Source organism: Microcoleus sp. Z1_B2, from assembly GCF_036700325.1.
Taxonomy (GTDB): domain Bacteria; phylum Cyanobacteriota; class Cyanobacteriia; order Cyanobacteriales; family Microcoleaceae; genus Microcoleus.
This window is the reverse complement of the sequence record NZ_JAUBOQ010000022.1, coordinates 50,690-64,376: the sequence shown is the minus strand read 5'-3', so window position 1 is coordinate 64,376 and position 13,687 is coordinate 50,690. Positions and strand designations below refer to the sequence as shown.

General features: G+C 45.6%; 15 protein-coding genes. 10 read left to right on the top strand and 5 right to left on the bottom strand.

The features are described from left to right. The first annotated feature begins 335 nt into the window (after positions 1-335). Positions 336-1,682, top strand: a complete 1,347-nt coding sequence (murD, locus tag QT984_RS14970; protein ID WP_333051381.1) for a UDP-N-acetylmuramoyl-L-alanine--D-glutamate ligase — start codon at positions 336-338, stop codon at positions 1,680-1,682. Positions 1,683-1,879: 197 nt separating this feature from the next. Here murD and QT984_RS14965 read toward each other — a convergent pair whose 3' ends face one another. The 4 genes from QT984_RS14965 to QT984_RS14950 all read right to left on the bottom strand — a co-directional run bounded on the left by QT984_RS14965 (position 1,880) and on the right by QT984_RS14950 (position 3,201). Further along, a complete protein-coding gene (locus QT984_RS14965) occupies positions 1,880-2,050 on the bottom strand; it encodes a hypothetical protein (protein WP_333051383.1) in 171 nt (56 codons plus the stop codon). A 51-nt stretch (positions 2,051-2,101) separates the two neighbouring features. Beyond that, positions 2,102-2,461 carry a hypothetical protein gene (locus tag QT984_RS14960; RefSeq protein ID WP_333051385.1) on the bottom strand — a complete coding sequence of 120 codons (360 nt, stop codon included), beginning with the start codon at positions 2,459-2,461 and terminating at the stop codon, positions 2,102-2,104. Then, a complete protein-coding gene (locus QT984_RS14955; RefSeq protein WP_333051386.1) occupies positions 2,430-2,612 on the bottom strand; it encodes a hypothetical protein in 183 nt (60 codons plus the stop codon). Before QT984_RS14955 ends, QT984_RS14960 begins: the two co-directional genes overlap by 32 nt. Positions 2,613-2,784: 172 nt before the next feature. Beyond that, a complete protein-coding gene (locus tag QT984_RS14950; RefSeq protein ID WP_333051388.1) occupies positions 2,785-3,201 on the bottom strand; it encodes an MAPEG family protein in 417 nt (138 codons plus the stop codon). Positions 3,202-3,362: 161 nt separating this feature from the next. On the opposite strand from QT984_RS14950, the gene QT984_RS14945 reads away from it, so the two are divergent. The 5 genes from QT984_RS14945 (at position 3,363) to QT984_RS14925 (ending at position 8,067) form a co-directional block, all read left to right on the top strand. After that, the gene (locus QT984_RS14945) at positions 3,363-3,536 is read left to right on the top strand and encodes a hypothetical protein (RefSeq protein ID WP_333051389.1); all 174 of its coding nucleotides are present in this window, start codon (positions 3,363-3,365) and stop codon (positions 3,534-3,536) included. A 263-nt stretch (positions 3,537-3,799) separates the two neighbouring features. Further along, positions 3,800-4,720 (top strand): DUF389 domain-containing protein, encoded by a 921-nt coding sequence (locus QT984_RS14940; protein WP_333051391.1) that lies wholly within the window; start codon positions 3,800-3,802, stop codon positions 4,718-4,720. Between the two features lie 34 nt (positions 4,721-4,754). Then, the gene (locus QT984_RS14935) at positions 4,755-6,332 is read left to right on the top strand and encodes a sodium:proton antiporter (RefSeq protein ID WP_333051392.1); all 1,578 of its coding nucleotides are present in this window, start codon (positions 4,755-4,757) and stop codon (positions 6,330-6,332) included. Between the two features lie 527 nt (positions 6,333-6,859). Then, complete coding sequence (locus tag QT984_RS14930; protein WP_333051394.1) at positions 6,860-7,639, top strand: class I SAM-dependent methyltransferase; 780 nt, start codon at positions 6,860-6,862, stop codon at positions 7,637-7,639. Positions 7,640-7,731: 92 nt separating this feature from the next. Further along, positions 7,732-8,067, top strand: a complete 336-nt coding sequence (locus QT984_RS14925; protein WP_333051396.1) for a cupin domain-containing protein — start codon at positions 7,732-7,734, stop codon at positions 8,065-8,067. Between the two features lie 232 nt (positions 8,068-8,299). On the opposite strand, the gene QT984_RS14920 is transcribed toward QT984_RS14925, so the two are convergent. Continuing rightward, on the bottom strand, positions 8,300-9,001 hold the full coding sequence (locus QT984_RS14920) for a Crp/Fnr family transcriptional regulator (RefSeq protein WP_333051397.1): 702 nt from the start codon (positions 8,999-9,001) through the stop codon (positions 8,300-8,302). Positions 9,002-9,046: 45 nt separating this feature from the next. Here QT984_RS14920 and QT984_RS14915 point away from each other — a divergent pair, with 45 nt between their 5' ends. The 4 genes from QT984_RS14915 to QT984_RS14900 all read left to right on the top strand — a co-directional run bounded on the left by QT984_RS14915 (position 9,047) and on the right by QT984_RS14900 (position 13,642). Further along, the gene (locus QT984_RS14915; RefSeq protein ID WP_333051398.1) at positions 9,047-9,556 is read left to right on the top strand and encodes a CdiA C-terminal domain-containing protein; all 510 of its coding nucleotides are present in this window, start codon (positions 9,047-9,049) and stop codon (positions 9,554-9,556) included. A gap of 208 nt (positions 9,557-9,764) precedes the next feature. Further along, complete coding sequence (locus QT984_RS14910; protein WP_333051818.1) at positions 9,765-10,571, top strand: thiazole synthase; 807 nt, start codon at positions 9,765-9,767, stop codon at positions 10,569-10,571. Positions 10,572-10,640: 69 nt separating this feature from the next. Next, positions 10,641-10,808: a photosystem II assembly protein Psb34 gene (gene psb34, locus QT984_RS14905; protein WP_106333461.1), complete on the top strand. Its 168-nt coding sequence runs from the start codon at positions 10,641-10,643 to the stop codon at positions 10,806-10,808. 563 nt (positions 10,809-11,371) lie between these two features. Beyond that, positions 11,372-13,642 (top strand): hypothetical protein, encoded by a 2,271-nt coding sequence (locus tag QT984_RS14900; protein ID WP_333051400.1) that lies wholly within the window; start codon positions 11,372-11,374, stop codon positions 13,640-13,642. The last annotated feature ends 45 nt before the right edge of the window (positions 13,643-13,687 follow it).

Sequence of the window (13,687 nt, the reverse complement as noted above, 5' to 3'; positions counted from 1 at the left end):
CAAAGGTTTTGATGTAATATCAAATCCATTGGTATCGGAATTATTCATTTCTATCTTCTCTCTTCTCCTCCTCTGTGCCCTCTGCGCCCTCTGCGGTTAAATCATCCAAAAAAAACCGTAACCGAAATCGATTTTAGATTTTAGATTGTGGATTTTAGATTGCCGCCAAAGGTTTTGATGTAATATCAAATCCATTGGTATCAGAATTATTCATTTCTATCTTCTCTCTTCTCCTCCTCTGTGTCCTCTGCGCCCTCTGCGGTTAAACCATCCCCAAAAAACCGTAACATATAAGAGGAAAAAACCAAGAAAATTCGCTCCATCACACACAACTTATGCCGATCGCTCATATCATTGGACTAGGAAAATCAGGAATTGCCGCCGCCAGACTGCTAAAACGCGAAGGATGGGAAGTAACGCTGAGCGATCGCTCATCTTCCCCAAACTTGCTCGAACAGCAACAGGAATTCGCTAACGAAGGAATTAATGTTGAGTTAGGTAAATCCTTTGAACCAGTCGAATCTATAGAATTAATAGTAGTAAGTCCGGGCGTTCCCTGGGACAGTCCAGCATTAGTGCGCGCCAGAGAGTTAGGGATTGAAACAATCGGAGAAATGGCTCTCGCGTGGCGTTACCTCAAATCTCCTTGGGTGGGAATTACCGGCACTAACGGCAAAACTACTACTACTGCTTTAATTGCGGCTATTTTTGCAGAGGCCGGGCTTTACGCTCCCGCTTGCGGCAATATTGGCTATGCTGCGTGCGAATTAGCTTTAGGCGAAAAACAGCCGGATTGGGTAATCGCAGAAATCAGCAGCTATCAGATAGAATCCTCGCCGTTTGTAGCGCCGCGCATCGGAGTTTTGACGACTTTGACGCCGGATCACCTCAGCCGCCACAAAACTTTAGAAAATTACTACAACATTAAAGCGCATTTGCTGAAAAAGTCGGAATTGCAAGTAATCAACGGCGACGATCCTTGTTTGCGGCAACAAGGAGTTGACATTTGGCCCGATGCGTGTTGGACGAGTGTCAAAGGTGAAAAAGATTTGTTGGGAAATACAGATTTTGGAGCCTATATTCAAGATGGTTGGGTAATAGCTCAAGGCGAGAAAATTCTGCCTGCTGATTCTTTGCGGATGGTGGGAGAACACAATTTGCAGAATTTGTTAATGGCGGTGGCGGCAGCTAATTTGGCGGGGATAGATAAAAGTGCGATCGCCCAAGCCATTGCCAAATTCCCCGGAGTTTCGCACCGCCTGGAACACATCTGCACTTGGGAAGGCATAGATTTCATCAACGACAGCAAAGCTACTAATTATGACGCCGCCCAAGTCGGGTTGGCTTCTGTTAGCGCACCGGCGATTTTAATTGCGGGCGGCGATGCCAAAGAAGGGGACGATCGCGCGTGGATTGATACAATCAAGGCGAAAGCTGCTGGGGTGTTGCTAATTGGGGATGCGGCAGGTATTTTTGCCGATCGGCTCGAACAAGCAAATTACAACGCTTGGGAAATAGTCGAAACAATGGAACGAGCAATCCCGCGAGCAGCAGAATTAGGCAGACAAAACAACGCTAAAGTAGTGCTGCTTTCCCCAGCCTGTGCTAGCTTCGATCAATACCAAAACTTCGAGCAACGGGGCGATCATTTCCGCCAATTATGCCTCGAATCCCTGATTTAACGAACATCAATCCTGTAGGGGCGGGTTCACCAACAATTTATGGCTAAAACCAATAATCTCGTAAACCCGCCCCCACCCAACAGACTAAAACCAATAATCTCGTAAACCCGCCCCCACTCAACTGTCAATCACAATCTACCGCTTTCAAGATACAAGAGGCGGGTTCACCAACATCTTTAATTGGCTAACCATAATCTTCATAAACCCCCCGTCCATACTGTCTTCCAAATATCCTTAATTCTAGCCTGCTCTTCCCATTCTAGCTCCTGAAAAGCTATCATTATCTCCTCATGAGTATAATCAATAATGATTGCCGCCAAATGAGCAGCGGTTTCCGCTTCCAGCATGGCTGTTTTTAACTTTGCCATTGCCTCTTTATCCATTAGCACTAAACTTTGAATATTGACCTCACTTTCATTTTAATTGTGTCTGCAAATGTCTTTTAATTGGCTCTGAAAATCAGCAATCTGAGCAGCACTTATTGTATCAGAATGCGACGACGATATTTTAAATTGGCTACAAAGCTGAGAGCGCAATTTTTCATCAATCTCCAGAATATTGCCTTGGGAAGCGACGTTTTTTTGCAACAAAATTGCGATTTCCCTTTCCAGTTGGCGATTTCCTTGCTGAAAGAAGTCTTGAGAGTTAGAACGAAACAAACCGCTATTGACTTGCTGAATTTGGCTCGGTGTCAGCGATTGAGCCGAGACAGCAGCCGGAAATGCCAAAGATGCTGCTAGCCACCAGCTATAAATTATCTGTTTGAGAATGCTGTTCATCACTGTCTGGAGGAGTTATCACCTCAGTTGGTTTCTCGTTTTCTGACTCGCTTGCTAATTCATCTTCTCGTTCAAGTTTTTCTTGCCACTCGACAAGCTGCTGAAAAAGTTTCGGGTTAATTTCAAATACGGGTTTGTTGGTTTCTGACATATTTACTCCTAACATTTATTACATTTAACTGGTTTCCGAACTCTGCCTGCGAACCGCTGTCCAGAGAATATGCCTCGTTTTTTCAACAGGAAAAGTGGAGGCATATCCTCCGGATATGCGTAACCAGGCAGAGCTTGGCAACGAGTAGAAAAACAAGTATGTCGATCGGAAGTTACGCTCCCACCTTCAGCAGCGACATAATTATGCCTGTTAATGAACCACCAAGCAAAGCTAAAGTAGCTAAGGTACTAATGCCAAATCCTGCCGCTCTTTTTTCGGCAGCTTGATAGTAACCCCAAGCAAACAAAATACGTCCAATTATCCAAACTGCGCCGATACCGGCGGCCCAAATTGGGCTGATAAATTGCGAGAACAGCCACAGCGAGGGCAAAAATAGAATCATTTGCTCTAAGGTATTTTGCTGAACTCGCACCACTCGCTCAAAGTCTGGGTTTCCTGTCATCTGCGGGGGAGAAACTTTATATTTGAATCTAGCTCTGCCGACGTTGATGGTAACAACGAAGTAGAGAATTAATGCTGAAACAGTAATTAGACTAGGCCAAAGTGTGGCGTTTGCTTCTGCGAGCATGATTCGGTATTATTGGGGTGGACTATATATAGCAATCCTCGCATCGTTTGTGTAATTATTGTAGGGGGCAAACCCCCCGTGGTTGCCCCATGAGGCCGAGGTAAGCAAAGAAAGGCATTACCCCTACATCTTTTTACGACTCCTGCAAGGATTGGTATATCTTGATTATAAATCAATTATTGCCGATCGCGTTATTCATCGCCATCCCGTCATTCAAGGCAGGGGATTTGATGCAACTGCTGGGTATTAGTGGCGCGACAATTGCTTTCGGATTCTGGGACATCCTCGAAAACTTGCTGGCTGGGATTTTGATTCTTTTGCTCGCACCTGCATAGGGATACCAGCCCCCGACTCTTGTCGTGAGTAGCCCAAATTTTAGACTTTTGTTCAACCTCCCAGATTCCTCAGTGTAGTCAATCTAAAATCTAAAATCTGTGGAGTAAATTTAAAATCTAAAATCTAAAATCTAAAATCGTGTGACGGATACAAGCCCCGACTTAAGGAGATTATTTTGCTCAACAATATTCGAGACAGTCTTAAATATTTCACTAGGAGCAGGATTCCTCGAGAGCATCTAAAGCAAATACGAGTTGACTTGTTGGAAGAATCAACCCTAAATATTAACTATCTTGTCTTAATTCTCGGTTCCTGTATAATTGCCACCTTTGGACTGCTTTCCAACAGTGCAGCCGTCATTATCGGTGCTATGATCGTTGCGCCTCTGATGTTGCCAATCCGAGGGTTAGCATTTGGAGCGGTAGAAGGTAACGTTATCATCTTCCGCAAAGGTTTAGTTGCATTAGCAGTCGGGACGGTGCTAGCAATTTTTTTAGCTTGTTTTCTGGGCGCTTTGGTACAAATTCCCGACTTTGGAAGCGAAGTTTTAGCTCGTTCTAAACCTACATTACTAGACTTGGGAATTGCGATCGCCGCTGGGGGAATCAGTGGCTATGCAAAAGTTCAGCCCAAAGTTTCTGCTACTCTGGCGGGAACGGCGATCGCCGTGGCTCTGATGCCACCAATTTGTGTTATAGGTTTAGGCTTATCTCAAGCTAATTGGTCGCTCAGCCTGGGAGCAAGCCTCCTGTATCTTACTAATTTGCTGGGAATTACTCTCTCCTGTATGCTAACCTTTTTGATGGCCGGCTACACCCCCCTGCATCGGGCCCGTAAAGCCATCTTTTGGGCGCTAGCATTGACGGCTATACTTGTAATTCCTCTGGGCGTGAGTTTTGCGGAATTGATCGAGCAAGCGCAACTTGAAGCTAGTCTGAAGCGGGCGTTGCTTAACCGAACTATTACTTTTCAACGGGTGGAACTGATTGCAACTGATACTAACTGGTTGACGAAACCGCCGGAAGTGCGTCTGATTGTTCGCAGCAGCGAAGCTTTGACACCCAAACAAGTCCAGCTTTTAGAAGCATTTGTCGAAAAAGAAATGGGTCAACCATTTACCTTAATTTTTCAAGTGAGTCAAGTTGAAGAAGTGCGGCGATCGACGCTGAATAAGTCCCGCTAAAAACCGAATCCTTAACTATTTTATTCCTAATTATATGACCCCAGAAGCTGTAATTAACCAAGTGACTATAGAGGGCAATCTGAAGCAATTTCTCTTAGTGCTATTAGTTTCCTTAAGTGTGGCGGTGCTGCCGCAAATATGGGGCTGGTTGCGCCAAATTCCCTACACGCTGCTTTTAGTAATTGTTGGGTTGGGTTTGGCTTTTATAGATGTGCGATTGGTGTCGCTATCGCCAAAACTGATTCTGTTGATTTTTTTGCCGCCTCTGTTGTTTGAAGCTGCTTGGAACCTGGAATGGCCTAAACTCAAGCGGGATTTAGTGCCGATCGCTCTTTATGCGGTTGTGGGTGTTGTTATTTCCGTTGCTGGCGTGGCTTTTGCTCTCAACCAAATAGCGGGAGTTTCTTTAGCGATCGCCCTGTTGGTAGGAGCTAGTATATCTGCTACAGATCCTGTTTCAGTTATTGCCTTGTTCCGGGAACTGGGAGTTGAAAAACGCCTAGCTTTGCTGGTGGAGGGAGAGAGTTTATTTAATGATGGCATTGCTATTGTTGCCTTTAGTTTTTTGGTGGGATTCTCTCTAGGGACTGATGAAGTTGGCATCCCAATTCTGATTGCGCGTTTCTTAGCTTTTGTGGGAATTGGGGTGGTTGTCGGCAGTTTAATCGGTTTTGGAGTTTCTTATCTGACTCAACCATTTGATTTACCTTTGGTGGAGCAATCGTTAACCTTAGTTTCAGCCTACGGCACTTATATAATTGTGGAGGAATTGGGTGGTTCTGGGGTGATTGGTGTGGTGGTGATGGGCTTGATATTTGGAAACTTCGGCTCTCGTATCGGTATGCAGCCCAGTACCAGACTTGCGGTGACACAATTTTGGAATTTTTTGGCGTTTTTTGTAAATTCGATCATGTTCCTGCTGATTGGCGATCAGATGAGGTTTGCTGATTTGGGAACGAATTTAGGAGTGATTGGCATAACTGTAGTGGCGATGTTTGTGACGCGAGCGATCGCTATTTTTGGTTTAGGATGGTTGAGCAATTGGTTAGGACACTCTGAAATTTCATTGCCCGATCAAACTGTAATTTGGTGGGGAGGATTGCGGGGTTCTGTCTCGATTGCTTTAGCTTTGAGCGTACCCCATGTTCTGCCCGATCGACCAAAAATTATTGCGATCGTGTTTGGTGTAGTTTTATTTACGCTGCTAGTACAAGGTTTAACCACCAAGGCGCTGCTGGAAAAACTGGGCTTGTTGAACAACCAGGAGTTGCGCCAGGAGTATCTGGAGGCGATCGCCCAACGTGTTGCTCTCAATCGGGTTCTCAAGCATCTATCTGAAGTATCGGGCGATCGTAAAATCGAGCCTGAGTTTTCCAATCATCTCGTGAGTCAGCTTCAAGAAAAATTAAACTTGCTGCAAGCAGGAATCAATCAAATGTACGATCGATCTCCTGAACTGCGGCAGATGACTATCGACAAACTCGAAGGGGATTTGGAGGCAATAGAGGCTGATACTTATGCTGAATTTGTGCGATCGGGTCAATTGAAGGAGCTGCCTGTTTCTGTGTTGCAGCAATGTTTTAAAGAGCGGAATGAGACAATTGTTTCTTAAAGCGAATTCGGTTGCAGGATAAACAGAAATAAGTTGTAAGCTGAAGTGCATTTAAATTGTTGTATAGTCAAATTTAAGAAAAGTCTTGTGGGTGGGCCATAAAGCCTGCCCAAAAATACAATTTAGATGCCCAACAGCTTAGGAATGAGAATTAAATAACTTCCACAAGTTTGTGTGTGGGATGGGCTCTTATAGCCCGTCCACTCATGACGGGCTATAAGAGCCCATCCCACAATAACAATTAAAATTGTAAGTTATTTAATTCGCGAGCCTTACTATAACGAGGACGGGTTTTGGGCTTTCGACAGAAAGTATTGTTGGCAATCAAAAACAGTCCGAATTGTTGAGGGGCGGACATGGTATAATTCCTGATATTGTAGGGTGCGTCAGCCTCATAAATTTTTACAGTTATGTCAAAAATTGATCGAGCTGACGCACCCTACGAGAATTTGAATATGAGCTAGATCATAGAAAGATTAGGCAGAATTGGGTAAACTGAGATTAAGGTTACATAGGAGGTCAATTTAATGACCAATACTGCTCTCAATTTTAAGACTGCACCCGGACATGAAGTTCTGGCCGCGGCGGGTAAGAAAATGTTGAGGCCGGGGGGGAAACTTGCTACGGAACAGTTATTTGAATGGGCGGATTTTCAGCCTGGGGAGACTGTTTTGGAGTTGGCTGCTAGTTTTGGATATAGTTCGATCGCCCTTGTTGAACGTTTTGGCGTAAAAGTAGTGGGAGTTGAGAAAAATCCCGACAGTGTGGCCCGCGCTCGTGCTAATGTTGCAGCAGCCGGTTTGAGCGATCGAGTGGAAATTGTGGAAGGAGATATTTTTCACTTGGATCGGATTTCCCAACAGTTTGATTGGGTATTGGCTGAAGCTATTCTGACAATGCAGTCACCGTCGGGGAAAGCTAAAATTGTATCGGGAATTTGCGATCGTTTAAAACCAGGCGGCAAGTTTCTCTCTCACGAACTTTTAGCTAGAAACCGAGAATCAGAAATTCAAAAAGCTTTATCAGAAGTGACTCGGGCTAATTCAACGCCTTTGTCTGAGTCGGGCTGGATTGCTGCTTACCAAAAGGCGGGTTTGCAAGTAGAAAAGTGTCAAACCGGGGCGATGGGACTCCTAAATTTGTCGCGAATGCTGCAAGATGAAGGGTTTGTGGGTACTGTGCGGATTGTGTGGAATATTTTAAGTCGATCGCAAATTCGCGATCGTATCTTAGCAATGCGTCGAGTTTTCCAGCATTACCAACAGGATCTAGGCTACATCGTTATCTCTGCCAAAAAACAATCTTAACCGACTCAATCGATTTTCGATTTTCGATGGAAGAAAGTGAAGCCACTGATAAATTCGAGACTTGTGACCAAATTAATTAATTGTCAAAAACTATGACTACTACTCTTTTACCGCTACAATCTTCAGCAATCCAACTCCGAGACGCAATTGAATATCCCGCCGCCGGAGTGCTTAACAAAATTTTAGTCAAAGACAAAAATTGTCAGTACAGTTTATTTTGTCTGGCTGCAGGAACGGAAATTTCGGAACACTCTTCGGCAAGGAATGCCACAGTTAATGTCATCGAAGGAAAGGGTATTTTGACTCTTGAAGGCAAGGATATTGTTTTGGAACCGGGGGTATTTGTCTTCATGCCCGGTAAAGCTCTTCACGCTTTGAAAGCCGAAGAAAATTTGGCGTTTATTTTGACACTTTCCGAGGCTCATTAATTTCTGCAATATTGCTTGGGGGGCGGGTTTTATACTTGCCTAAAATCAATAATCTCATCAACCCGCCCCGATTCACAGTAGGGGCGGGTTTTACCAACCATAATTGCCTAAAATCAATAATCTCATAAACCCGCCCGATTCACAGATTGTCGGGGGCGGGTTTATGTAGATAGTGAGTTGCAGTCAAATATTGTTTGTGAAACCCGCACTACAAGAATTGGGATTTTAACATTTAGTCTATTTCTTCTCCAGAGGCGGTATCCTCCAATTTTTCCCAATCCAATACAATAATTTTACCGCCTCGACTGTAGGAGACAAACGGCTTGAGTTTCTTAAATAACCGCACGCATTCTTCGTAGGTAATTCCAATGCTGCGAGCGATTTGATAGTAGGGAAAACGTTTTTCTAAACATACACTATTATCAGCAAGCTTCGTACCTTGCTCGACGCCAAAGTAATGAATAAATCGGGCTAGTCGCACGATCGCCCTTTCCGACACCAACCCGTGCACAGTCTCGTGCAGTTGCTGCAACCGCTGATTAAAAACCGCCAATATTCGCAAAGCAATCTCAGGATTTTCCCGAATAGCTGCTAGCAAAAATTCCCGTTCTGTGGTAAGAACTTGCACATCAGTTTCTGCAGTCACCGTTGCGGGGGCAATGCCGTTGCCTAGCAAAGCAGGTGCAGCAAAAATATCTCCCTGAAACAAAGTGCGGAGAATTGTTTCTTTGCCCGCCGTCGCTGTTTTTGCAACCCGTAGAGAACCGCTCAAAAGAGTGTATAATTTTTCGGGGATGCGATCGCCCTCATACATCACAACTTCTCCCTGTCGGTAAGTGCGAATTGCTGTATGTTCTTGCAATCGCTCTAATTCAGTTTGGTTTAAGCTGGTAAATATTCCAATTTTAGCCAGTTGCTCAACAGTTGATTTCATACTTTTAACTCTACCCGCTCGGAGTCTATTTACAGTATAATAACGGTGAATTCAGAATATATCGAAACAAGCAGAGCCATCTACGAAAATGCAGAACCAGAATATCGGCGATATTATTTTGATGAGATAGCTGGCGGATTTGTGCTAATTCACCAACAACATAATCTTAATAATTCGGAAATCTTTATTGCTGAAGTTTTGGCTAAAATAGGGAAGAGAGTTAGAATGTTGAGCGAGCAAGCAGCAGAGGGTGTCAGAACGCCAGATGCTGAGATAGACGGTGAGATTTGCGAATTTAAGGAGTTGACAGAACAGACTCAAAACATCAGAGACCGAGTGCAAGAAGGCATCAGTAGAGCAAAAAAACAAGGTGCAGTAACGGTTATTTTTCACGTAAACCGAAAGAGTTACGAGTTTTGGAAGGTAAACGACGGCATCAGAAAAGCTTTTTATTGGGACGACACACAACGGATTCAGAGCATTATATTAGTATTCAATAGCGAAGAATCTCAAGAAATTACTAGGGAGGAATGGGAAAATGGAAGACGTTTTTAATGAGTTTGAAGAAATTATACAAAGAGGATTAAAAAATAATATGCCGCGAGATGCCAAATTGATAACTGTTGGGCAAATTCTTTATGCAGTTACCCGCGATGAGCTGACAAATAAAGAAGGTTGGCAGCTTGAAGCAATGCTGGGAGGCAGAAAAAACTGGGAAGAGGCACTTGAGTACAGCATTTTTGGCTATCCAGTAGATACAGAAATGCCATCTTTAGACAAACCTCTAATTATTGCCGGCAAAACTTTTCATTCTCGTTTGATGACGGGGACGGGAAAATATCGCAGCATCGCAGAAATGCAGCAAAGTGTCAACGCTAGCAGGTGCGAAATTGTGACTGTAGCTGTGCGGCGAGTGCAAACAAATGCTCCGGGGCATGAAGGATTGGCAGAGGCTCTCGATTGGACTAAAATCTGGATGCTGCCAAATACTGCCGGTTGTCAAACTGCGGATGAGGCGATTAGAGTAGCTCGTTTAGGGCGGGAAATGGCGAAACTTTTAGGGCAAGAAGACAATAATTTTGTCAAATTAGAAGTGATTCCCGATGCTAAATATTTGCTGCCCGATCCGATCGGCACTTTGGAAGCTGCAGAACAATTAGTCAAAGAAGGTTTTGCCGTTTTGCCCTACATCAATGCCGATCCCCTGCTGGCAAAACGCCTAGAAGAAGTCGGTTGTGCGACAGTCATGCCTTTAGGTTCGCCCATCGGTTCCGGGCAAGGGATCAACAATGCGGCCAACATTCAAATAATTATTGACACGGTGAAGGTTCCTGTGGTAGTCGATGCGGGTATCGGAACCCCCAGCGAAGCGGCGCGAGCAATGGAAATGGGAGCAGATGCACTGTTGATTAATTCGGCGATCGCCAATGCCCAAAATTCCCCGGCAATGGCAAAAGCAATGTCCATGGCAGCAGAAGCGGGGCGGATGGCGTACTTAGCAGGCAGAATGCCGATCAAAGATTACGCGATCGCCTCTTCCCCCCAAACAGGCACCGTCACATCCAAATAAATTCCTGAATTTTCCTGGGCGCTTTTTTGGTAGAGTTGTAAGCATCAAAAATATTAAGGATTGTGACTGATGCCTTACATCAAAGATGACGATGGACGCCTGAACAACTTTGCTAAAGAGCCGAAGGTGTATGAAGCCGTACCTCCCAACAAAAATCAGCAACGCAACTACATCATCATGGGTATTGCAGCAGCCATGTTAGTCGCCGGTTTGGTGTACGTGGCTGCCTCCGTCTGAAAACTGGCCTGAGACTCAAAGCTGCTTCAAATCGCAATTTTAAATAATCCTTCGAGAAACCATGTTTTCCTTTCCCAAGGAAACATGGTTTTTGTGTTTCAATACAAAGCAGGTAGTTGCGACAATCCTGAAGCGTGCCGAGCGAGCCCGAAAGCTAAATAAGACCAGCATAAATTTGGTGTTTTCCTCTCTGCTGTTGGGTTCAGGGACTTGGGTTGCAAATACTAACACGGGTTCGTCACTCACATAAAATTGCCAATTGAAAATCTACAATCCTTTAGTCATCACCGGTGCGATTGACAATTCCCGCATCCAGGATACCCGCCACGTGATTCATCCGTCCAGAAATAAAAAACCTGTATCCGAGAAACTTGCCGAACGTATTTATCTCGCGCAAGTCAAGGCTTCAATCTAAAATCTAAAATCTAAAATCTAAAATCGATTGACTGCCTTTGGGGCGCAAGTTGTGAGTTATGAGCGATCGAGATTTCAACTTTCAACTCTACAATCTAAAATCTACAATCCAAAATCTAAAATCTAAAATCTAAAATCGGCTGATCCTGATGTCTATTCCTTCCCAAAAAGTTTCTAGCTCGAACAAGCTGATCTACCAACGCTTGAAACAGGCGATCGACCTCAATTTACGCCGTCAAATTTTTATTGCCGCCTGCGACGACTTGTGCTTGCGAGACTGTCTGGCAGCCCGCTTGCAGACAGAATTAGCCGCAGAGAGCGCAGGCTCCGATCCTCGCTCCCCGATCGACTACCCCCGATTTGTCAGCTTGGAACTCGACTTGAGCGATCCAAATCCTTGGGGTTCGATCGCCGCGTGGCTGACTCAACACCCACCGCCCCAAAACAGGGGCAGCTACAGCCCTTTGCCGGGATTTCAAATTATCGGGGCAGAACACCTGACAAGGCAGTCAGCAGCCGTGCAGTGGTCGTTCCTGAGCTATTTGAGAGACATCGAAGCAAACCTGCAAATGTGCGAGTCTACTCTGTTGCTGTGGGTGTCGCGCCCCTGGCTGAGTTCGATCGAGCAATCGGCCCCAGAATTTTGGCACTGGCGAACCGGAGTATTTGAGTTTGAAGGCGAACCAACTCCAGCTAAGGAAGACTTCGGGCACTTTGAGGACTTCGGAAACTCAGGAGACTTGCGAAACCTGCGCGACAGCGGAGACTTTGGCAACAAACTTTTAATATCTTCTTTGTCTGGACAATCCCCAATTCCCGACGAACAATTCCCAATTTCCTATCCCCCGTCTCCAGCCCCTGATTCTAAATCCGTCCAACTGGCAGATGAGGAACAATCCCCAATTTCCTATCCCCCGTCTCCAGCGCCTGATTCTAAATCCGTCCAACTGGCAGATTTGGTTTTAGCAGCAGCTTCTGAGGATTTGGCAGCCGAAAATAATCCCGCATCAGAGGAGAATTTTCTGCCGCTGCAAACCCTGCAATACATCGAACTGCTGCAAGAACATCAGTGTTGTTGTGAAGCATTAGCTTTGGCTTATCACGGTTTGGGAAATTACTACCGCGATCGCATTCTGGGCGGAGACATTTCAGAGCAAAACCTGACCATCGCCATTGGTGCGATCGAACAAGTGATTGCGTATCTCGAAGTTGACAGCAAGTCGCAGCAAAATCAACCACTAACTGAGGAATGCGCGCGGCTGATTGCCCAATTGACACAAAATTTAACTCAGTACGCCCAGGAGTCCCACAGCCTACCGCCAATTTCCGATCTGCTCAACGATCTCGGCACTCTCTACTGGATGCTATCGCGCGATCGCACGCAGCATAACGCCTCAGATCCAGTATCCAGCCTTGAACGCAGCATCGCCCTCTACCTTGAAGGTTTGAACCGAACAGATGCCGAAACCGTACCCCAAACCCGCGTTAGATTAAACAAAAATTTGGGAATCGCCTCGGCAGATTTAGCTCGCTATCGAGACAAGACAGAGAACTTGCAGCACGCAGTTGCAGCTTACCAACAAGCGCTGCTGGATCTCGATCCCGCCGTGGAGCCCCAGCAGTACGCTGCAGCTCAGAATAATTTGGCGACAGCATACTGGAATTTAGCTCAAGATGGTGAGCCGATCGTATATCTCAAAAGCGCGATCGCAGCTTACACCCAAGCCCTCTCCTGTTACAGTCCCGAACGAGAACCCCTCAACTATGCCGGAGTGCAAAACAACCTCGGTACCGCCTGCTGGAACCTCGCCCAGCACCAACCCTCAGAACCCCTGCTAGTCAGGGCGATTTCCGCCTACCGCGAAGCCTTGAAATACCGCACCAGAGAATTAGTACCCGCAGCAGCAGCAGCCACCTACAACAATCTCGGTACCGCTTATTGGCATTTGGCGAACCAGTTTCAGCAGAAACAGGCGCGGACGGAATCATTGCAGCAGGCGATTACCGCCTACGAAGCCGCCTTGGATATCGCCGGAAAGCTCGATCGAACCCAACTCACCTTTGACGCCTTGGCCGCCCGCAACAATCTCGGACTAGCCCACTATCAACTAGCCACCGACCCAGATTTCGCCACTAACAAAGTCGCACAGACAAGCCATCTAGAAGCAGCACTGCACCACCAGTTGCAAGTGTGCGCCGAATGGGGACAATATCTCAATGACAAAGGGTTAATATATGGGGATAAACTCAACCTGCAAGCCACGGCAAACTCCCAAGCTGCTGATTCCCGGCAAACAGCATTGAGCTATATTGTCAAAACGATTAGAGCTTTCTATAGTGAATGTGGGCTGCCAGGCCAAAATTTAGCCTTATCCAAAGTTCCCGGAGATTTATTGCCCGAAATCTTGCGTAGGTTATAAATATGGCTATAACTATTAAAAGCTCAATTTTTTCGAGATTTGTAT

Coding starts and splice junctions, on each gene's coding strand:
- murD (WP_333051381.1), top strand. CDS start 336: ATGCCGATCGCTCATATCATTGGACTAGGAAAATCAGGAATTGCCGCC.
- QT984_RS14965 (WP_333051383.1), bottom strand. CDS start 2,050: ATGGCAAAGTTAAAAACAGCCATGCTGGAAGCGGAAACCGCTGCTCAT.
- QT984_RS14960 (WP_333051385.1), bottom strand. CDS start 2,461: ATGAACAGCATTCTCAAACAGATAATTTATAGCTGGTGGCTAGCAGCA.
- QT984_RS14955 (WP_333051386.1), bottom strand. CDS start 2,612: ATGTCAGAAACCAACAAACCCGTATTTGAAATTAACCCGAAACTTTTT.
- QT984_RS14950 (WP_333051388.1), bottom strand. CDS start 3,201: ATGCTCGCAGAAGCAAACGCCACACTTTGGCCTAGTCTAATTACTGTT.
- QT984_RS14935 (WP_333051392.1), top strand. CDS start 4,755: ATGACCCCAGAAGCTGTAATTAACCAAGTGACTATAGAGGGCAATCTG.
- QT984_RS14930 (WP_333051394.1), top strand. CDS start 6,860: ATGACCAATACTGCTCTCAATTTTAAGACTGCACCCGGACATGAAGTT.
- QT984_RS14925 (WP_333051396.1), top strand. CDS start 7,732: ATGACTACTACTCTTTTACCGCTACAATCTTCAGCAATCCAACTCCGA.
- QT984_RS14920 (WP_333051397.1), bottom strand. CDS start 9,001: ATGAAATCAACTGTTGAGCAACTGGCTAAAATTGGAATATTTACCAGC.
- QT984_RS14910 (WP_333051818.1), top strand. CDS start 9,765: ATGCCATCTTTAGACAAACCTCTAATTATTGCCGGCAAAACTTTTCAT.
- psb34 (WP_106333461.1), top strand. CDS start 10,641: ATGCCTTACATCAAAGATGACGATGGACGCCTGAACAACTTTGCTAAA.
- QT984_RS14900 (WP_333051400.1), top strand. CDS start 11,372: ATGTCTATTCCTTCCCAAAAAGTTTCTAGCTCGAACAAGCTGATCTAC.